This window comes from Christiangramia aestuarii, assembly GCF_009735585.1.
In the GTDB taxonomy this organism is placed as follows: domain Bacteria; phylum Bacteroidota; class Bacteroidia; order Flavobacteriales; family Flavobacteriaceae; genus Christiangramia; species Christiangramia aestuarii.
On record NZ_VJVW01000001.1, the window covers coordinates 25,924 to 46,179 of the forward strand.

Annotated in this window: 20 protein-coding genes; 12 read left to right on the forward strand and 8 right to left on the reverse strand. The window is 41.6% G+C overall.

Annotated features, from left to right (window positions below; genetic code table 11):
• Positions 1 to 277 precede the first annotated feature (277 nt).
• Together FLP08_RS00125 and FLP08_RS00130 are read left to right on the forward strand one after the other, a co-directional pair.
• Positions 278 to 634 carry a hypothetical protein gene (locus FLP08_RS00125; RefSeq protein ID WP_156272804.1) on the forward strand — a complete coding sequence of 119 codons (357 nt, stop codon included), beginning with the start codon at positions 278 to 280 and terminating at the stop codon, positions 632 to 634.
• 46 nt (positions 635 to 680) lie between these two features.
• Positions 681 to 1,340, forward strand: a complete 660-nt coding sequence (locus FLP08_RS00130) for a hypothetical protein (protein ID WP_156272806.1) — start codon at positions 681 to 683, stop codon at positions 1,338 to 1,340.
• Positions 1,341 to 1,515: 175 nt separating this feature from the next.
• Here FLP08_RS00130 and FLP08_RS00135 read toward each other — a convergent pair whose 3' ends face one another.
• A complete protein-coding gene (locus FLP08_RS00135) occupies positions 1,516 to 2,604 on the reverse strand; it encodes a ScyD/ScyE family protein (protein ID WP_162430859.1) in 1,089 nt (362 codons plus the stop codon).
• A gap of 295 nt (positions 2,605 to 2,899) precedes the next feature.
• On the opposite strand from FLP08_RS00135, the gene FLP08_RS00140 reads away from it, so the two are divergent.
• Both FLP08_RS00140 and ppsA read left to right on the forward strand, forming a co-directional pair.
• Positions 2,900 to 4,762, forward strand: coding sequence for a PLP-dependent aminotransferase family protein (locus FLP08_RS00140; RefSeq protein WP_156272810.1), 1,863 nt, complete (start codon positions 2,900 to 2,902; stop codon positions 4,760 to 4,762).
• A gap of 595 nt (positions 4,763 to 5,357) precedes the next feature.
• Positions 5,358 to 7,802, forward strand: coding sequence for a phosphoenolpyruvate synthase (ppsA, locus tag FLP08_RS00145; protein WP_156272812.1), 2,445 nt, complete (start codon positions 5,358 to 5,360; stop codon positions 7,800 to 7,802).
• A gap of 120 nt (positions 7,803 to 7,922) precedes the next feature.
• Here the strand turns inward: ppsA and FLP08_RS00150 are convergent, their stop codons facing one another.
• A complete protein-coding gene (locus tag FLP08_RS00150; protein WP_156272814.1) occupies positions 7,923 to 8,687 on the reverse strand; it encodes a hypothetical protein in 765 nt (254 codons plus the stop codon).
• Between the two features lie 142 nt (positions 8,688 to 8,829).
• Between FLP08_RS00150 and FLP08_RS00155 the strand changes: the two genes are divergently transcribed.
• Together FLP08_RS00155 and FLP08_RS00160 are read left to right on the forward strand one after the other, a co-directional pair.
• A complete protein-coding gene (locus FLP08_RS00155) occupies positions 8,830 to 9,279 on the forward strand; it encodes a hypothetical protein (protein WP_156272816.1) in 450 nt (149 codons plus the stop codon).
• On the forward strand, positions 9,276 to 9,626 hold the full coding sequence (locus FLP08_RS00160; protein WP_156272818.1) for a DUF2200 domain-containing protein: 351 nt from the start codon (positions 9,276 to 9,278) through the stop codon (positions 9,624 to 9,626). The genes FLP08_RS00155 and FLP08_RS00160 overlap by 4 nt, the downstream gene beginning before the upstream one ends.
• Before the next feature lie 39 nt (positions 9,627 to 9,665).
• Here FLP08_RS00160 and FLP08_RS00165 read toward each other — a convergent pair whose 3' ends face one another.
• Positions 9,666 to 10,040 carry a response regulator transcription factor gene (locus FLP08_RS00165; protein WP_156272819.1) on the reverse strand — a complete coding sequence of 125 codons (375 nt, stop codon included), beginning with the start codon at positions 10,038 to 10,040 and terminating at the stop codon, positions 9,666 to 9,668.
• 1 nt (position 10,041) lies between these two features.
• Entirely contained in the window at positions 10,042 to 12,672 is a 2,631-nt protein-coding gene (locus tag FLP08_RS00170) for a PAS domain-containing sensor histidine kinase (protein ID WP_156272820.1), read from the reverse strand.
• A gap of 445 nt (positions 12,673 to 13,117) precedes the next feature.
• On the opposite strand from FLP08_RS00170, the gene FLP08_RS00175 reads away from it, so the two are divergent.
• From FLP08_RS00175 to FLP08_RS00195, 5 genes are all read left to right on the forward strand, one after another.
• Positions 13,118 to 13,702 carry a TetR/AcrR family transcriptional regulator gene (locus tag FLP08_RS00175; protein WP_156272822.1) on the forward strand — a complete coding sequence of 195 codons (585 nt, stop codon included), beginning with the start codon at positions 13,118 to 13,120 and terminating at the stop codon, positions 13,700 to 13,702.
• Between the two features lie 5 nt (positions 13,703 to 13,707).
• Entirely contained in the window at positions 13,708 to 14,706 is a 999-nt protein-coding gene (locus tag FLP08_RS00180) for an NADP-dependent oxidoreductase (protein ID WP_238388419.1), read from the forward strand.
• A 157-nt stretch (positions 14,707 to 14,863) separates the two neighbouring features.
• Entirely contained in the window at positions 14,864 to 15,541 is a 678-nt protein-coding gene (locus tag FLP08_RS00185) for a type 1 glutamine amidotransferase domain-containing protein (protein ID WP_156274275.1), read from the forward strand.
• 190 nt (positions 15,542 to 15,731) lie between these two features.
• Entirely contained in the window at positions 15,732 to 15,905 is a 174-nt protein-coding gene (locus FLP08_RS00190; protein WP_156272827.1) for a Lacal_2735 family protein, read from the forward strand.
• Between the two features lie 263 nt (positions 15,906 to 16,168).
• Complete coding sequence (locus tag FLP08_RS00195; RefSeq protein WP_156272829.1) at positions 16,169 to 17,152, forward strand: NADP-dependent oxidoreductase; 984 nt, start codon at positions 16,169 to 16,171, stop codon at positions 17,150 to 17,152.
• Positions 17,153 to 17,180: 28 nt separating this feature from the next.
• Here the strand turns inward: FLP08_RS00195 and FLP08_RS00200 are convergent, their stop codons facing one another.
• From FLP08_RS00200 to FLP08_RS00210, 3 genes are read right to left on the reverse strand one after another with little or no spacing between them, the layout of a single operon-like run.
• Entirely contained in the window at positions 17,181 to 17,855 is a 675-nt protein-coding gene (locus FLP08_RS00200; RefSeq protein ID WP_156272831.1) for a DUF6624 domain-containing protein, read from the reverse strand.
• A gap of 11 nt (positions 17,856 to 17,866) precedes the next feature.
• Positions 17,867 to 18,070: a helix-turn-helix domain-containing protein gene (locus tag FLP08_RS00205; protein WP_156272833.1), complete on the reverse strand. Its 204-nt coding sequence runs from the start codon at positions 18,068 to 18,070 to the stop codon at positions 17,867 to 17,869.
• Between the two features lie 3 nt (positions 18,071 to 18,073).
• Positions 18,074 to 18,592: a DUF2975 domain-containing protein gene (locus FLP08_RS00210; protein WP_156272835.1), complete on the reverse strand. Its 519-nt coding sequence runs from the start codon at positions 18,590 to 18,592 to the stop codon at positions 18,074 to 18,076.
• Between the two features lie 103 nt (positions 18,593 to 18,695).
• Between FLP08_RS00210 and FLP08_RS00215 the strand changes: the two genes are divergently transcribed.
• Positions 18,696 to 18,959, forward strand: coding sequence for a hypothetical protein (locus FLP08_RS00215; RefSeq protein ID WP_156272837.1), 264 nt, complete (start codon positions 18,696 to 18,698; stop codon positions 18,957 to 18,959).
• Between the two features lie 7 nt (positions 18,960 to 18,966).
• On the opposite strand, the gene FLP08_RS00220 is transcribed toward FLP08_RS00215, so the two are convergent.
• A complete protein-coding gene (locus FLP08_RS00220) occupies positions 18,967 to 20,244 on the reverse strand; it encodes a protoporphyrinogen/coproporphyrinogen oxidase (RefSeq protein WP_156272839.1) in 1,278 nt (425 codons plus the stop codon).
• Between the last annotated feature and the right edge of the window lie 12 nt (positions 20,245 to 20,256).

Sequence of the window (20,256 nt, forward strand, 5' to 3'; positions counted from 1 at the left end):
TTAATTACGAATACAATATACACATATATTTCATGCATTTTTCAAATTTATATCTGCTGAGAAGAGTAAATTTCTTTACTGCTGAATTTTAAAACCGGGCTTATTCAAAAGATATTTTTAGACAAGACCGTAAGTTGTTTATAATTGAATATTTTAGCAGGGAAGCTTCTTTTGAGCCGAAGGTTTACTGGAAAAATCTTAAAATACTTGAAGAAAGTTATACCTAATTAACCATAAACAATCTCAAAACCATTCAGCAACTTATAATCTACTAAATATGAAATTAAAACATCTATTCCCAATTCTCTGCATTGCTTCCGTTACCAGTCTAGGTGCTCAAACCAAGTCTGAAGAAAAAGTCAAGCCAGAAATCTCAATTACCAATCTCAATATTAAAACACATGAATTAAGCGAGCTGAAAGATTTTGACTGGAATTCTTTTGATTCAATTTTCCAAAATAATTCTCCTGAAACGGAAATTAATCTAAGCTTCGAACTCGATCGAAGTATTAAGCTCAATTCTTCGAATATCGATGATTTCAAATTCGTAGTAACCGGAAAAACTTCAGAATTAGATTCTTTAAAAATTCGGGCAAGACGAATCCTTACCAAACTGGAAGAATCCCTAAAATAAATATTCCCGGAGTACCCCCCGGATCATAATTATCAAAATTTATCTTATGAAAAACCTACTACTATTCGGCCTGCTTTTATCATTTATTGGCCACGCCCAGAACAGCACTTTAGAAAATTCTAATCCTGGAACTATAGTGCCGGCAAAATCTTCTATGATAGATGTATCTATTAAAACCGGCGTCGAAGATCCGGACATGCAAACCCTTTTTCAGTTTGAGAATATCAATCAGACTGAATTTTTCTTTAAGGGCGAAGCCATTCAGGGGAAATATTTTGTTCTAAAAATGAAAGAATTTCTTAACGGTGAACTCATCAATACTTCAACGCTATTCGATGAACGTGGGAACAGCCATTTTAAAATTGATTCATCTCAAACCTCTTTCAAACTTTTAAGCAAGGTGGGGCAGGAAAACATCAAGGTCTGGATAAAGGGTAATAGATTTGGAAGCAAACAATCCTATTTTCCAACGACTCATGATAATGGAAGATATGTGGCCAAGGATTTCTTTGGAGCCCGGGAAACTTTAAAAGAAGATGTGAACAGACCCTTTCATATCATGTCGGTTATCACTCCCAGCAGAAATCCTGACGGGTCCGGTTCCTATTGCAGGGTGGCCCAATCTGAGATCGATCCCGAAAAATTCGGAAATGAATTCAACATACCCCATTATTACCTTATTGAAATTGATTTCGTCGAAGAATAATTGATCATTGTTTCTGAATTTTGGGATTTCACAAAAGAAGGATCTATAAGAAGCTATAAATTCAATTAACAGGTTTTTCCTGGAGAAACGCCCGGATCATAATAATATAAAAAATCATTAAAAAACGGGAAAAGCCTCGCTTATTCCCGTTTTTTTATCATTTTATTTTACCTGATTAATAATCTACTTTAAAGACTTCGGCCTGCCCGGGGATAAGACCATTTTTAATAGCCCAGAGGTTTCCATCTTTATCGAAACTTATGGCAGTTAATAGCGGAATCCCGGTGGCAATGGTTTCGCATTCCATGGTTTCGGTATTACAGGCTTTGATGTTCCCGCCAGTTACTGTTCCCACGACTTCTACAGCGAACCAGCTAAGAGCGTCAAACTCGGCTACAAAAAGTCTACCGTCTTCACTAAAGGCCAGGTCTATGATAGAGGTAAATCCACCATCGAAGGCTTTCACACAGTCGGGACTGGAGCCACAGATTGCTCCGGAAGCATCGGGAGCAATTTTCCAGATATTTGATTCATCTAGAGGAGCCGGAAACCCTTTTAATTCTCCAACATAATAATAGCCATCAGGGCCCATTACTACCGAGGTGGGAACCGGTTGCGCAGGGATCATAGCCGGAGCACCACAGGGAGGCGCGGGATTCGGGCAACCTAAAAGATTTTTTACATTCTCGGTGGATACCATTTCCAATGGAAACACAGCGACCACTTCAATATTGCCTTTATTATCAATCTTCAGGAGGTCATTTGCGCCCGCATCGGCAACAATAGCAAAATTAGCATTGAAAGCGCTGACCGAATAAGGATTGGAATTAATGTCCTGCCCATCGGGGTTATTGTTTGCTTCAAACTCAAAAAGATTCGCAAGTTTTTTGGTCTTTTTATTTTTGATCTGGTGCAATCCCTGCCCGGTATCCATTTCAGAATCACCTAAAGGCCAGGTCACCGCCCACATGGAAGACATTCCTACCGGGGCGACCGAAACGGCTCCTTCCAGGCTTACCTCGGTGGTACCATAAAGAGAAATGATCCCTTTACTGGCATCTGCGATAAAAAGATCATTTGGCGCTGCGGCCAGGTCGAAAAGTAATCCATCGAACTGGACTGCCGGAGCCTTTAAAAATGCGGGGGTGCTTTTTGCTGAATAATCATACTCCACGGGAGTTTCTGTTTCCAGCTTGTCGGTATTACATCCGGAAAGAAAAACGATCAGGAATAGTAAAACCCAGGAAATCGAAAATTTTTTCATGATAATAAGATTTAACTGGTTGATAATAAATCCCATTAACATACAAGGTGCAATTCCGAAGGAAAGATAGGGTCCAAAAAAATTAACTTAAAACTCTGATTTTCAATTTTGTAAAGATATTAAAATTAATAGAAGTATCTCTTCGCTAATTCAGGAATTAAAGATAAAATCTCATGAATTTATTCCGCTTTCTTCCCATAAATTTTGCTGAATTCTTCAATGTGTAAAACAATCAAAAGGGCTTTCAATTATTCCTAAAATCATCTATATTCCCGCCCGATCATAAATGAAGAATATGAAAGAGCAGAATGTAAGATTACATATTGAAAAGGTACTGGAAAACATGCCTTCAGACTGGTTGAAATTAACCACTCACCGACTGGATATTTATAATGAATCCCTCGCGAAAACCGAGTTCCTGCAGCGATTTGAAGAACTATATAAAGAAAATAATGCCCGGAAAGCCGCTTTAAGCGAATTGCCTTCCGCCTTCGATTATATTCGCCTTGGTCATCCCTTGTCCACCGTACTGGAATGGGCCATCGCCAACATGAATAATTTAAAGGCCGATGATGTGATCAGTTTTTCTTCCAAAGTGATGCCTGTACTGGCGGTACTTCGAAAGAACCTGTTCGCTAAAAGAAAAACCCAGATCTGCTTCTCGGGTGAAAAACCTGAAGGCCTGGATTTTGAAAGCCTTAAAAAGGTGTATGGATATGATTTTGAACTAAGGCAGGTAGGGAAACCGGAAGATATTTCAGAATTTGAAGGTAGCACCCTCTATATTTCCCAGGATGATGACCCTAACCGACTCACGCTGAATCCGAATATCGATTTTTACCTAAGTCAGCAGGCCGAACTTGGAAGTTTGATTATAGTGAATACTTCAGATAGTGATGAATATGTCGCCGAGATCCAGCATGTAAGAAGAAGGGAAAGCATCGCCATGACCCCGGCAGACTGTTATACTTTGCTGCAAAAACTAGTTGGAAAATCAGAAATATCGCGCGAGGAAACAAATTATTCAGCAGACCTCGCAAAGGTAAAAGGCTCAGTGAACGAGATCACAGCTACCAGTTCGAAAGTGCTGCTAGGCTCCTGTGGACTTTCAGTTCAATATGGGATCATGATGGGGCTAATCGATGAGGCTTTACAGAAGCATCCCGGTAAGACCATTTATATCATTGTTCCTCCAAATTGTTATGGCGGTACTAACGACCAGGCGCGCAGGGTTGCTGCATGCATAGATAATGTTGAGATCATGGACCTTCCGGTAGATCGTGATAATAATATGGTACAAAGTACAGACCAGGTGCTGGACAGAGTAGCCAGTGAAGACGCCGTGCCTTATATCATCGCAGAGATCCCTACTAACCCAAGGGTGGAAGTCCCAGACCTGGAAAAACTACGACAGGCCCTTACCAAGGTACGTAAAACACCCAAAGGTAAAAAGGCGATAGATCCTGTATTTATCCTGGACCAGACCTTTTGTCCCAATGTTCAGTTTTGTGGTGAGGATGGGATACTTTCATCGGTAAGGACCATTTCTTATGTTAGTGGATCCAAATTCCCTAGCGGAGGAAAATGTACCGCCGGTTATTGTGTAGCTAATGCGAAAGCCAAAGACCTTTTGGAAAAGATAGACAAACACCTGAGCCTTTGTGATAATGAAGCTACTAAACTACAGGTAAAGATTCTTGCTGAACAATTGCCATCTATGAACCAGAGGATAAAAGATGCCTACAAGAACACCCGCGAGTTTGTAAGCTTTATCGAGGAAAAGCTGCCGGAGGCTAAGATCAATTTTGTTTCCGAAGAACTGGCTGAGCAGGGCTTTACCCCTTCTGTTTTCTCGCTGGACCTTCCTACTAAAGGCGAAACTGCCGAAGAGAGGGAAACCAATAAAAGAGCCCTGAACAATAAACTGATAAATATGATGATCTCCCGCATCCCGAACGAAAGTAAATACTGCGTGAGTTACGGGCAGTTGAAAGGTTGTTACTGGACCATCCCGGCGACCTCTACCCAGGGAACTACCCGGGAAGACGATAAGGATTATATCGCCAGGGTTTCGGTTTCGCCAGACCTGGACCTGGAATTGCACAAGCAGGTATTTTCAGATTTCGTGGAGGAAATAGAAACTCCTGAAACTGTATAAATTCAGAATCTTAAAGTTGAACAACCATCTCCCTTGCAATTCCATAGGTAGATGGTTGTTTTTTTATTTATTCAGATTGCTCCAACTTAGTAATAGATAGTGCCTTCACCTAAGATCTACTCATTTCCCTTCTCCTATGGCTTATGATTCCATTTACCTGATCAATTAATTGATTGTTTGCTAGAAACCGGAAAAGCCTATACTTAATTTCGGAATTGAATTTAGAATTGTCGTTCCTGAATTACCTCATATCTTTTTTCAGTCTACACCGTTATAAATAATTACTTGTAATAAATACAGTTATTAACATCATCATATTATCAACTTAAAATGATGATTATTCAATTTTAAAAATTTTTTTGACCCTGATTTTATATTATTCTCTAAAAACAACAGTATTTTAACGAATATTGGCAATCTTTTAATTTCTCTCCCGGCCAATCTTAATTAACTTTCGCCAAACTAATTAATAAATCTGCCATCTGTCTTTCCTGTCTATTTCAGAAAATTCATTCTTCCCGTTTTATGCTGGATAGAAGAGCCTTTGCCATAGCCGGACCTTTGGTATGTTTCAAATAACCTAAACTTAAATTAAATGTACATCGTTGATTTATCTGAAGTCCAGTTAAGCGACCTGGCCCTGGTTGGTGGAAAGAATGCTTCACTGGGACAAATGATCAGAAACCTTGAAAAACTCGGGGTAAATATTCCCGGCGGTTTTGCCCTTACCGTCCATGCCTATCGGGAATTCATTGAGCATAATAACCTGGACCAGGAAATCAGGGATATAATTGAACAAATGAAAAAGGATGATCTCCTTTCCCTAAAGAATGCGGGAGAACAGATTCGGCAAATAATTAGGAAGGGAACCTGGCCTGAGCATATAAGACAGCAGATCCAGGAAAACTATAAGAATTTATCTCAAAAATACGGGCATGATAATACAGATGTGGCCGTAAGGTCCTCGGCGACCGCCGAAGATCTTCCCGATGCTTCCTTTGCCGGGCAGCAGGAAACCTTTCTGAATGTCAAGGGGCCGGAACAGATCCTGGAGGCAGTAAGAAATTGTTTCGCATCCTTGTTTACAGACCGGGCAATTTCCTACCGGAATAATTTTGGTTTTGATCACTTTGAGGTAGAACTTTCGGTTTGTGTGCAGAAAATGGTAAGATCAGACCTGGCATCTTCGGGCGTTGCTTTTTCACTTGACACTGAAAGTGGCTTCCGGGATGTGATCCTGATAAATGGCTCCTATGGTCTTGGCGAAAGCGTAGTTCAGGGTACAGTTTCGCCAGATGAGTTCCTGGTTTTCAAGCCAACTTTAAAAGAAGGATATAAATCTATTATCGAAAAGAAACTGGGCCGCAAGTCTGAAAAAATGGTTTATGCCACCGAGCCGGGGAAACTGGTTGAAACGGTGGAGGTTAAACCGGGAGAGCAAAATCAATTCTGCCTCAGCGAGGAGCAGGTGCTAAAACTGGCTGAGTGGATCTGTATCATCGAGGATTATTATTGTGAACTGAAAAATAACTGGTGCCCCATGGACATCGAATGGGCCGTAGACGGGCTTACCGGCGAGTTATTTATCGTGCAGGCCCGCCCGGAAACCATACACTCCAGGAACCGGGACAATGCCCTGGTAGAATATAAGATAGATAGATCGGTCCAGGCTCCGGTGCGCCTTACCGGTATCGCTGTGGGGGATAAGATTGGCCAGGGTAAGGTCAAAAAGATGATTTCCCTGGATGCCAGTTTTGAAGATTTCAAAAAAGGAGATGTGCTGGTTACGGAGATGACCGATCCCGACTGGGAACCTGTAATGAAAAAGGCTTCTGCCATCATCACCAATAAAGGCGGAAGGACCTGCCACGCGGCGATCGTTGCCCGGGAGATGGGCGTCCCCGCGATCGTAGGAACCGAGAATGGGACCGAGCTGTTGCAGGATGGAGAAGATATTACGGTTTCCTGCGCTGAAGGAGATGCCGGAAAGGCCTACGAGGGGCTGGTGCCCTTTGAGACCCAGAGAACAGAGCTGGACAAGCTGGACCTGCCGGAAACCCCTATTATGCTAAACGTAGCCTCACCAGACCTGGCCTTTAAATTCGCCCGGGTACCGAATTCGGGAATTGGCCTCGCCAGGGAAGAGTTCATTATCAATAATTTTATCCAGGTCCATCCCCTCGCCCTGATGCAGCATACAGAACTGAAGGATAAGGCCCTGTCCGAAAAGATCAATAAGCTTACCCGAGGTTTTGAGAGTGAGGAGGATTTTTTCATTAACCGACTTTCCTATGGTATCGCCAAGATCGCTTCTGCCTTTTATCCTAAACAGGCTATAGTCAGGCTTTCAGATTTTAAATCGAACGAATATTTCAATCTACTTGGGGGCAGTTATTTTGAACCAAAAGAGGAAAATCCAATGATCGGCTGGAGAGGTGCCTCGAGGTATTATTCAAAAGAATACGAAGAAGCCTTCGGCCTGGAGTGCAAGGCAATTAAAAAGGTGAGAGAGGAAATGGGTCTGACCAATATTACCATAATGATCCCTTTTTGCAGGACTGTCGAGGAATTGAACAAGGTTTATGCAGTTATGAAGAAATACGGGCTGGAAAGAGGCCGGGAGGGCTTGCAGGTCTACCTGATGGCCGAACTGCCTTCGAACATCCTGATGGCTGAAGAATTTGGTGAACATGTAGACGGATTCTCCATTGGCTCCAATGACCTAACCCAATTAACGCTGGGACTGGACAGGGATTCGTCGCTGGTAGCTAATATTTATGACGAGAGAAACCCTGCCGTAAAAAGGTCTATCAGCAACCTCATCAAGGCAGCTAAAAAAACCAATACCAAGGTTGGAATTTGCGGACAAGGACCATCAGATCATCCAGACTTTGCCCAGTTCCTGGTACAACAGGGAATAGATAGCATATCGGTAACCCCAGATTCCATGCTGAAAACCATTAAAGCGGTTTACAAGATTGAACAAGAAATGAAGCAGGAATCGGTTTCCAAGACCAGGGCCTATGCTGAGCCTTCCTGATTCAGGCTCAATTGGAAATTTAATTGATGGATGGCCCTTCCAGGGCTATTCATCAATTTCAAACTTTTATGCCTGATCTCGAAAATCCGGTCAATAAAGGTATAATCTGAAACAGATTTACTAACCGCCAAAAATTACAACTCCGGGAATCTTATACAGCTCCTCGCCTATTCGAATGATGTACAGGTCTCCTTGTTTAGAGCTTTTCAATTCACCTGGATCGGCCTCACTCCGATCATAGCCTGCAGCTTCGCCATTCTCGAAAAAAATGATCCTTTTCCTGCCATCGGGTTTGCGAATGTGAACCTCTGACCCGAGATTGGCTTTTCGAATAACTCCAAAATCACAGTTTTCCTGCTGCCCATCCCTAGATATCAGGCAGGGAACTTTTCCGGTGGCATTAAAATTCGTTCCGCCTACCAGCGCATCTTCGGGCAGATCGCCGTTAACAATTGAACCAACTTCGATCTCCAGCCTGAAATTAGCGGTCTCGTTGCGCCGGGCGGCACTTCGCATCAGGTAGACCCTTATGCGATAATCCCCCGACCTTTCCAGAACACCTTCAAAGCTATTTTCATTTATGGAGCCATTGAATATGGCCACATACTCCTCTTCCGGCTCCATGATATTGAAATAATTCGCCGTATTATCGGTGGTCAGGCTCACCTTCATCTCCTGACCCTTCTTCACATTCAACAGGTAATCTATGATCTCGTAGCCGGTAATATTTGCTTCGATGATCGCACTGCTTTCTCCCTTATCGAATGTTATTGTTCTGGTTTGAATATCCTGTGCATTCAGAACCGGGGAAATTATACTTAATGCAATCAGGCCGAGTGCAGCGAAATTTGAAAACCTGAAATTTGATTTAGCGGAAACCTTCATAAGATCCTAGATTAAAAATTTGACCTGAATAAAAATAAGCATATTCGCTTATTGATCCTCAGACTTTTAAAAACCATGCGACTATCTTATCACCTATATCTATTTCTGAAATATTCCTTCAGGAATGCCAATAGCACTTTAAATGGAAAAACTTTACCTTATATGCAGTTTAAACAGCATAGCTATGTGCAGCATTTCAGATAAGATCAAATTTTGCAGTTGTGCCCGGGGTGAGAAAAGAAAATTGAAGAATTTCTGGGTACTGTATCGCTACCAGGGAGAAAAGCTGGAAACCTTTATGGGCGAACCCAAGGTTCCAACGAAATTCCTCGACCCCGATTTCTTCATGAATGCAGCGATTATTTCTGAAAGGCTGAACGAAGTGGATGCCTTTGATGTCCCTCTTAATTTCAGGGAAAAGGATAAACTTCTGGTCGAAATTAATTGCTGCGACCAGGAATACACCTATACCTTCGAATACATGAATGAAACCTGGGAATCGGCTGAAGAAGATGTATTCGACATAATGAACCATTTTAAAAAAATAAACAAAGGTAGGCTGAAAGATGCCCTTAAACCAAATAAAGCATGAACAATTCACGAGTATATAAAATGTCATTTGCCAGTGTATATCCGCATTATATAACCAAAGTCGAGAAAAAGGGACGTAGCAAGGAAGATGTAGATACCGTAATAAAGTGGCTTACCGGTTACTCCCAGCAGGGCCTGGAAAAAGAGATAGAGAACAAAACAGATTTCGAGAGCTTTTTCGCCAATGCTCCCCAAATGAATCCCAATGCCTCTAAGATCACAGGTCTTATCTGCGGTTATAGGGTAGAAGATATCGAAGAAGAACTGATGCAAAAAATAAGATATATGGATAAACTCGTTGATGAGCTGGCCAGGGGTAAAAAGATGGAAAGTATTTTAAGAAAATAGTCAGGGAGAAGTTTTCCTGAAATTTTTATTTCTAAAGGATCAATCTTTCATCAGGCCTTCCACGCGTTGGGTAAGCTCATCCATTTCAAAAGGCTTGGCGATAAAATCGTTGGCACCGGCTTTTTTACATTTTACGCCGGCATTGTATAAGGCAGACATCATCAGGATAGGTACTTTTGCGATTGCGGGATCTTCATTTTTCCTGATCCTCTTGCAAACGTCTATCCCATTAACCCCAGAAATGAGCATGTCCAGGATCACCAGGTCTGCCTCCTTTTCGGATATAAGCTGCTCGGCCTCGTTAGGTTTTTCGGTCACGCTCACCTCATAACCCGAGAACTCCAGTACCATCTGCATCATATGGCCTATCCCAGCGTCGTCGTCGATAACCAGTATTTTCAGTACTTCTGCCATGCTAATTACTTTGAAGGTGGTTGGAAGCCTCATCAAGACTAAAGGTGAATATAGATCCTTTTCCTTTTTCGCTTTCCAGGCTGATCTTACCCTTGTGTCTTTTCATGATCTCGTTAGCCAGGTAAAGGCCAATTCCGAAGCCTGAATAAGTATCCTCGTTCTTAAAATCTATACGGTAGAACCTTTTAAAGATCTTCTTTTGATTCTCCTTATCTATACCCATACCCGAGTCGATCACACTTACTGCCACCTTATTCTTGCCGCTTTTATGGATCCTCACCTTTATATCCTGGTTCTGCGGAGAATATTTAATGGCATTGGTCACCAGGTTGATAAGCACCTGGCCTATCCTGTCCCTGTCGGCATAAATTCTGGCCTGGTGATCTTCCTCGATCCTGATATTGTATTCAGAATTGGTATAACTAATATCCTGTATGGTTTCGGTAACCAGCTCGTTGATGCTGAAATTCTCTTTCTGAAGCACCAGTTTGTTCTTTTCGATACGGGAAAGGTCAAGCATTTCTGAAATGAGCCTGGTTAACCTTACCACCTGCTGGTCTATACGTTGCAGGGAGGTTTCCAATGGAATTCCAGATAATTCTCCATCCTTTTTCTTTTTAAGCAAATTAAGCAAAAGCTGTACGTATCCCTTGATAGAGGTGACGGGTGTTTTAAGCTCATGGCTCACCAGTTTCAGGAAGTCTTCTTTTCGCTTCTCCTCTGCCTTGATCTTCTGTATCTCGGTGGCCATACAGATCCAGATCTGAATATTGCCATTATCGTCGAAAATGGCTTCAGCCCGGTTAAGGTGCCACCTGTATTTTCCTTTTTTATTCAGGAAGCGTACCTCCATTTCAAAATCTTTCCCGGTCTTAAGAGATTGTTGCCAGCTTTCCAGGAATTCTTCCTTTTCTGAAGGATGGATGAAATCCTCGAGATTTTTGGTTTCAAAGTCTTTTTTAGAAAGCCCGGTGAATTCCAGCCATCCCTGGTTAAAGTAGATCAGCTTTCCACTGGCATCGATATTACAGACCTTCTCGGGCATAAGGTCGGCCATCTGCCTGTATTTGGATTCGCTGTCTTTTAGCTGTTCCTTAGACCGAACCATTTCAGAAACATCTATGGCCATATTCAGGATGCCGTAGATCTCGCCGTTCTCGTTGCGCAGGGCCTTATAAGTGAAATTGAAATATCCCGTTTGTAATTTATTGTCTATCATCAGGTCTACCGGGTCTTCCTTACCCCAGTAGGTCTCCCCGGTCGCATACACACCTTGTAAAAGATCGTGGAAGGGCTGTCCCTCCAGCTCTGGAAGTGCTTCATGCAAGGTGGTCCCAATGACCGATTTATCTTTCCCCCAAAGGTTGACCATGGCGTCGTTGGCCATGGCGATCCTCATCTCCTTTCCGGTATACAGGGCGGTAGCCACATCGGCCTCCTCGATAATAGATCTTATCCTGTGTTCCTTTTCGCTGATCAAACGCTCTTTCTGCTTCTCTTCGTTGATATCTATCACCATACCGATCATTCCCTCGTACTTACCTTCTGCATTGAATTTGGGACTTCCGGTATCCAGCACCCAGCGATATTCTCCTTCCTTGTTTCTTAACCTGAAACTCTCATGAAATACCAGCCTTTCATTACTGGCTTTCTTGAATTCTCGCTTAACCCTATCCCGATCTTCTGGATGTACTGCCTCTAACCAGCCAAAATTTTTCACAACTCCGGCAGACTGTCCCGTGAATTCGAACCACTTTTGGTTAAGGTAATTGTTCAGGCCATCGGCGCCCGTGATCCAGATTATTGCCGGGACGGCATCTATAACATTTCTCAGGTCGTTCTCGCTTTGTTCAAGCCGACGTTTTGCGAGTACCTTTTCGGTAATGTCTATCGCGTGGACAAAAATTCCTTTTACCTCCTTATTGGAATCGAAAATAGGCTGGTAAACGAAATCCAGGAAAGAATTTTCAGATTGGTCGGTATCAGACTGCAGTTTTACCGGGATCTCGTTCCCAATAAACGCCTTTCCAGAATTATATACCCCATCGAGCATCTCGTAAAATCCCTGTCCCTCAAGTTCCGGCAAAGCTTCCCTAACCGGTTTACCCAGAATATCCCTTTGCCCTACTACATTAAAGTAGTTCTTGTTCACCTTTTCAAAAACATGCTCGGGTCCGCGTAGTACGCACATCATTGCCGGAGCCTGGGAAAAAATATCATTAAAATTTTCCAGGTTTTCGTCTTCATCTTTGGAGACTGCGGAAAAGGAAACCAGGATCAATTCCGGATCCTGGGTTTTACTGGCATTGACCTTAAATCTACCGAAAGACCTGTGTGTACTTTTTATACTTATTTCTGAATTTTCAATATTCTTATGTAGGCTTAGTTTCCCGGCTAACAGATCTTTCAGATCATTGAAAATTCCATCCCCATGATTAATTTCAGAGATCGCTTTTGCCTTATCCTGAAACTGGAAAGTATGTAAGAATTGTGCATTGGCCTCTATATAATTCAGCTCCCCGTCCAATACCAGGTAAGCTTCCTGTGCCGAGCTGGCGATCGCCCTGGCAAGGTCCTTTTTAGCGATTTGTTTGGGTAGTTTATTTTCTGAATTTTCAGAAGATCTAATCATATATTAAGGCTGGCAATTCTGTTAATAATAAAGGCTAAATGTAATCTATTTAATCGATAAATACCTTCCCAGAGCTTTAAATCCCGAAAAGGTAGAAATTCAATATATGTAAAAGAAAATCAAATAATTAAGATCTGTACCATTGTTTGGGTAAAGATTAAGATTTGGAGGCATCAGGTTACTCCAAATTTCTAACCGGTATTTTACAAATTCCCTAATTCAGATAAATCGATCTAAGTGCAGACCGAAGGAAAAACTCTGATAATAAAATGATTATTTACCTATTCCAAAAATGAATTGCAGTGCTCAGTTTAAAAAATCTGCCAAAGCTGCTGACCTTTCAATATTAACAGAATTCCCTGCTTGAAGTTAAATAAAAACTAAAGCCATGTACAAAACTGAATGAACGTTCATTTTTATTTAAATTTGCGCCAGATTTCGAACTATGGATAAAGTTTCAAAAAGCAAAAAGAAAAGGGAAGCCCTCGTGAAAGCTACCATAAAACTGGTGAACAATAATGGTTTTCATGCTGCCCCCATGTCCAGGATCGCTAAAATGGCTGAAGTCTCTCCCGGCACGATCTACCTGTATTTTGAGAACAAGCAGGACCTGGTAGACCAGGTATATGTCGAGGTAAAAGCTGCCTTTAGTGAATATGCCTTTAAGGATTATTCCGAAGAAATGAGCGTGGAGAAAGGTTTCGAAAAGATCTGGAAAAATATAGCCGATTTTAAGCTCAATAAAGTGGAAGAGGCAATGTTCTTATCGCAATGCGACAATTCTCCTATTATCGATGAGAAGGGTCGACAGGAAGGTTTAAAACATTTACAGCCTTTGCTGGACCTTTGGGACCGGGGAATAAAAAATGGTAGCATTAAAGCGGTTTCTCCCTATTTGCTCTATGCCTTCAGTATCTATCCTATCGCATTTCTAATGAACATGCAGGAAAGGAATATTTACGAACTCAGCCAGCAGCATATTGAAGAAGCTTATGAAATGGCATGGAATTCTATTAAAAATCAAAAATGAAAGCTATGGATACAAGAGTAATCAAACTAAAGAACCGACCAAAGGGAAGACCCGAGATATCAGACTTTGAATTTGATAAAACTGAAGTTTGCTCGTTACAGGACGGAGAACTTCTTTTAAAAACCCGCTATGTTTCGGTAGACCCATACCTAAGAGGACGAATGAGCGATGCTCCCTCGTATATTCCTCCATTTGAAGTAGGTAAGCCTATAGAATCAGGCATTATTGCTGAAGTTATAGAATCAAAGAATAAGGACTTCAGTAAAGGAGATTTCGTTTCCGGAACCCTGGACTGGAAAGAATCCCAGGTTGCGAAGGCAGACGGACTTCACAAAGTCGATCCTGAAAAAGCCCCGCTTTCGGCTTACCTGGGTATCCTGGGGATGACCGGACTAACTGCCTACCTAGGACTCACCGAGATTGGAAAACCTAAAGAAGGAGAAACCCTGTTGGTTTCAGGTGCAGCTGGCGCCGTAGGAAGTGTGGTTGGCCAGATAGGAAAGATCCTTGGCCTTAGGGTCGTTGGCATCGCCGGTACCGATGAAAAGATCGAAATGCTTAAATCTGAATTTGGTTTCGACGCCGGGATCAACTATAAGACCACTGAAAATATGACCAAAGCTATTGCCGAGGCATGTCCAGACGGGGTAGACGTATATTTTGATAATGTAGGCGGGGAGATCTCTGAGGCTGCCCTGTTCAATATCAATAAATTCTCCCGTACAATAAACTGCGGAGCCATTTCGGTTTACAACAATACCGAGATCCCTAAAAGCATCAGCGTACAACCGTTCCTGGTGAAGAAGAGTTCACTTATGCAGGGATTCATCGTATTCGATTATGCCGATAAGCACCCGGAAGGAATCAGGCAATTGACCCAGTGGCTAAACGAGGGTAAACTAAAATATACCGAAACCATAAGGGAAGGTTTTGATAATATTCCGAAGGCATTCCTTGAACTATTCGATGGAAAGAATAAAGGTAAAATGATCGTAAAAATTTAAACAATTAAGATAAATGCACGAATTGAAAGATTCAATAAAAGAACTGTTCAGAAAAAAGACAATTCTAATGTTCGCCCTGGCTATTACAGCGCTTAACCTAAATGCACAGGAACATAACAAAGAAGAAATTAACAATAACCTTAAAACAAAAAATGACATGAAAGTATTATTCGTATTAACCTCCCATGACGAACTGGGAGACACAGGCAACAAGACCGGATTCTGGATAGAAGAATTCGCGGCACCTTATTACGATCTTATAGACAAAGGTGTGGAAGTTAGTGTGGCTACCCCAAAAGGTGGTAAAGCTCCCATAGATCCAAGCAGTGATACAGAGGATGCTCAAACCGAGGATACCAAACGTTTCAAAAAGGATGAAGCTGCACAAAAGGTGATCAATAACACTCATAAACTAAGTGATATGAAGGCGGAAGATTTCGATGCCGTATTCTATCCGGGAGGTCACGGACCGCTTTGGGACCTTGCCAACGATAAGACTTCCCAGAAGTTAATCGAAACTTTTAATTCACAGGACAAACCTATTGCGTTTGTTTGCCATGCCCCGGCAGCCCTTAAAGAAGTAAAGGCGGCAAATGGTGAGCCTTTGGTAAAAGGAAAGAAAGTGACCGGTTTCACCAATTCTGAAGAAGAAGCGGTACAATTAACAGAGGTGGTTCCTTTCCTTGTGGAAGATATGCTGAAAAAGAATGGAGGAATCTATTCCAAGGCAGATGACTGGAACGTACACGTGGTAAAGGATGGAAACCTTATCACCGGACAGAATCCTGCATCTTCGAGCAAGGTTGCTGAAGAATTATACGAAGCCTTAAAATAAAATTTTAGATTATTCATACAAGCCCGTATCTCAAGGATACGGGCTTTTTTTATTTAAAAATTCTGGTTTTTCAGCTGAATTGAAGTGCTTTTAGGATAAATGTTCAGATCATTATCATGCTAATTTTTTGAACAATATTCTCCATTCAACTCTTTTGACGACTGAAAATCATATCTTTAAACAAAAAGCTATGTTCGGATTATTTAAAAAGAAATCGGAAGTTGAAAAACTGGAAATAAAGTACAGGAATTTACTTGAAGAAGCTCATCGATTATCGACCAGTAATCGCAGTTTAAGCGATGAAAAAATGTACGAGGCCAATGAGGTCTTAAAGGAGATCGATAAGATCAAAGCATCCAAGTAAAGGAAAAAGTCTCCATCTAAATTAAATTTATACCTATGACCTAAGTTTTAAAAACCTGAGGCTATAGGCTTTTAATACCTTATTTTCATCTGGATTTAACTTCAACTTACCTGCTTGGCAGCATCAAAATTTAGGTTTTTACTCTAAGGGATTTAACAAAAACTCAACTATAAATTAAAATACTTTGGCCAACTTACTTAGATATAAACTAAAGTTGGAGAAAAGGGAACTTCCCTGATCTTCCAAATTAAAAATAGACACCAATGAGAGCTCTTCAAATTATCCAGTATGGTGAACTAAAGGAAAGCCTGAAATTCGCCAAGCTTAAAAAACCAGAAATTTCAGCAAACGAAATTTTGATAGCTGTAAAAGCAGCTTCGCTTAATCCCATAGATTATAAAATTGTGGAAGGTAATTTGAAGCAGGTACTGGACCTGGATCTTCCGGTTACCCCCGGGTATGATGTAAGCGGAGAGGTAGTTGAAATAGGAGATTCGGTCAAAAAGTTCGAGGTTGGTGACCTTGTGTATGGCAGGGTACCCCAGGAATACATGGGAACCCTGGCTGAATTTGTAGCCGTAGACAGTGAAGTTATGGCTTCCAAACCAGACAGCATAAATTTCGAAAAGGCAGCCTCCCTACCCCTGGTTGGCCTAACTGCAATCCAAGCTCTTAAGAAAGTGGGATTAAAACAAAATGACCGGATCCTTATCCACGCTGGTTCCGGAGGTGTGGGGAGTTTTGCAATTCAGTATGCCAAAGCTAAGGGAGCCGTTGTCTACACAACCACAAGCGGGAAAAATGTGGAGTGGGTAAAAGCCCTGGGTGCCGATAGAGTTATAAATTATAAGGAAGAGAATTATATGGAGGTAGCCAAGAATCTGGATATAGTATTTGACACCCTGGGTGAGGATTATACCTTCGAAGCTTTTGAAGTTATCCAGGAAGGTGGAAAGGTTACCAGTATCGTTGGTCCACCAGATGAGGAAACTGCCAAGCAAATGGGAATGCAGGATTACCAATTACCGGAACAACTTCAAAAACTGATAGATAAAAAGTCTGCCTCTTATAAATTTACCTGGATGCAACCCAGAGCAGATCAATTAGACCAGATTTCCGAAATGGTAGATGAAAGAAAAATTAGACCGGTCGTGGACCTTATCTATCCTTTTGATGATGCCATACAGGCTTTTGAATACCTGGCTACCGGCAGGGCCCAGGGAAAAGTGATCGTAAGGATAGATTGAAGAGCATGGTCGGCTAACTAATACAGGCTTACTCTTTCATTTCCTTTGCCTCTTCAAGGCTTAGGGATTTATCCCATCTCATATCGACGTCATATTCCTTTTTCGCCAGGGCGAAGTACTCTTCCATACTGGGAAGCGAAACCGAATCCCTTCTGGCGGCGAGGTTTTCGACATCGGCTATTGGCCAAACCAGGTTTACCTTATCTTCTGCCTGGAAAGTCTGGGTGCCAAATAATTGTGCTTTCCCCTCGTACATTAGTTTTCTATCTAACATGGTGGCGTAATCATCCTTATCCAGCAGGCCAGCAATTGCCTTCTCCTTTACCTGCCCAATATATTTATCGATGAATTCCAGGTCGGAATGCTGGATGATCAGGTAAATAGCATTATGAGATTCAGAGGATAGTTCATTTGGCCAGCCACATTTTTCTATCATTTTGGCCACGAACTTCTGGTTCTTTTTATCCACTCTGTTTTGTTTGGCTACCAGTCGAATCATTTTAAAGGCTCCTTTTCCGGTCTTCTGATATTCCATTGCAACCGGGATCACTTCCTCCCTGACGGCCTGATCCTCCTCTCCTCTTTTAATTAATTCATTGTCAAGCTCTGCAACTTCGCAATCCTTAACCTGGGCATTGCAGGAAAAGCTGATCAACAAAATGGCTAAAATCAGGTGGTTTTTCAAAATTCTAAATCTTTTCATATCTCTTAGTTTTATTTTTGGTATTCCAGTATATCGCCAGGCTGACACTCCAGTACTTCACAAATTGCCTCCAGCGTGCTGAACCTGACAGCTTTCGCTTTCCCGGTCTTCAGGATGGAAAGGTTAGCCTCAGTGATCCCTAGTTTTTCTGCCAGGTCTTTAGAACGCATTTTTCGCCGGGCCATCATTACATCAAGATTTACAATTATTGGCATGGCTTAAATGGTTAGTTCGTTTTCCTCCCAAAGTCTATTTCCTTCCTTAAAAACTTCAGCGATCACCCAGCTTAATAAAGCGATTAACAGATATTCAAGATCTGGTGAGAATTCGATACTCAAACTATTGTTGATATAACTCAGCTTTACAGCTCCAATTAAGAATACCAGGAATATAAACATCCCAATTTTCCTGAACTCGGCTATTGATTCTTTCCTAAAAGCATTCAAACTTTTTATAGAAGAAATGACCTTAACAAGAGCCTGAAGAGTGAGGATAAATAATAGGTAAATGCCTATGCTTTGCACCGAAAAGAAAACCCGGTTAAATGAGCTGTCGATTATCTCTTCATCAGCCGAAAAGTTCAATTTCAACCAGGAGTTGGCTCCAACAGATTCCGGTAAAGGCCAGTTAAAAAATGAACTTATTCCCAGGTAAAGGAAAAAAAGGATCAATAAAGCATACCCGGCCTGCATGAACCTGGCTAATAGAGCGGTAATTTTAAGAATTCTGTTATTCATTTCAAGTCCTATTCTGAAGTACAATATTATTAATTTTTATCGAAAAACAATAATTTTTTATTGTATTAAATAAATTTTTACTCGAAAATTAACAAGGGCACTGGTGAAATTTAATCTATTAAAGATTTATGCCAGAAAGATGAGAAGTGAGTTCACTAAATCTTCCATCGACACCATGGATGAGTGGACCAAATTTGCCCAGAATATCTATGATGATGTGACCAAGGAATATGAAACGGATATATACGAACTGGAAGTTCAAACAAACTTCGGAAGAAATCATACCGAGGTAGTCGGCTGGAAATACAGGGTTAAAATCAACTGGAAGAACTTACCGAGTTTTCTTCTGACAGGACCTAATCTCTAATCTGCAATTAGAGATATTCGCTGGTAAGCTCGGCTGTTACGGCTCCGCCTTCCAAGACTCCTATCAATCCAAGGGCTGCGCGTTCCCCGGAAAGCATAGCGGCATTCTGAGACCCGTTCAGCAATTGGTCACCGGCCAGGAAAATGCGATTATTCAACCTGGTTTCGGTAGGCATGATCTCGTATTGCAATGGCCTGATATCCGGCAGAGCCTGTTTAATATGATAATGCCCAACCAGTTTTTCAGCTTCAATATCACACAGCTCTTTTAATTCTTTTCGGATCCTGGATTCCAGCGCATCCTTATCAAGTTCTGTTGGTTTTACTACGGTTACTGAGATCAGGTGCTCGATAAATACCTTTTTTTCGATGGAACTATGGTAGAAAATATTGTTTATGATGGCCGATTCATCTGCGACCAGTCCGATCATTCGACCTTTGATCCTTTCAACCCTGGTTGTAAAATAAAAACAATGGCAGCTATTCCAGGGCATTTGCTGGTTCCTGAGATTATCCACCAAAGGTGCGGCCTCGGTCGCAATAATTGTGAAATGACTTTGTACCCTGCTTCCATCCTTCAGAATTATTTCTGAATCGCTCACTTTTTCCACTGGAGAATTAAAGTGAATTTGAGTATGTATAAGTTCTTCAGCCAGTTGGCGACCAATCTCCCCCATTCCTTTCTTTGGAATCAGTGCCTTGCCTTCCCCGAACATTTTGAATACGAACCGGAACATTCGCGATGAAGTCTTAAGTTCAGGCTCCAGAAAAATACCACTAAAAAAAGGCCGGAAAAAATTCTGGATCACTTTCTCTGAAAAACCCTTTTTATTCAAGTAGTCAAGAGTTGTGGTTTCGGGTTCCTCGAAGATCTCGTGTAAATCTTTTTTCTTAAGATCGAGGTAAAGACGAAATATCTTCCATTTATCTGAAATACTGGCTACGCCTGAAAAGGCGCTGGAAAATAATAAAGATGCATCACGGGTAGGATCACCAATTCGACTGATTTTTCCGTTCTTAAAGATTTCGGCTCCGGGAATGAGCTCCACTACATTCAGGTTTTCCAGATCAAGGTATTGTTTCACCTTAGGATATTCCGAAAGCAAAACCTGGAAGCCTCTATCCAGCCTGTAGCCATCAACCTCATCGGTTCGGATCCTTCCTCCAACCTCGTCTGAAGCTTCAAAAATTTGTGGATGGTAACCTTTATCCTCAAGTACTTTTGCGGCGATTAGTCCGCTCAATCCTGCTCCAATGATATGAATCTTATAATCCTTTTTATCCATTAAACCTCTTTA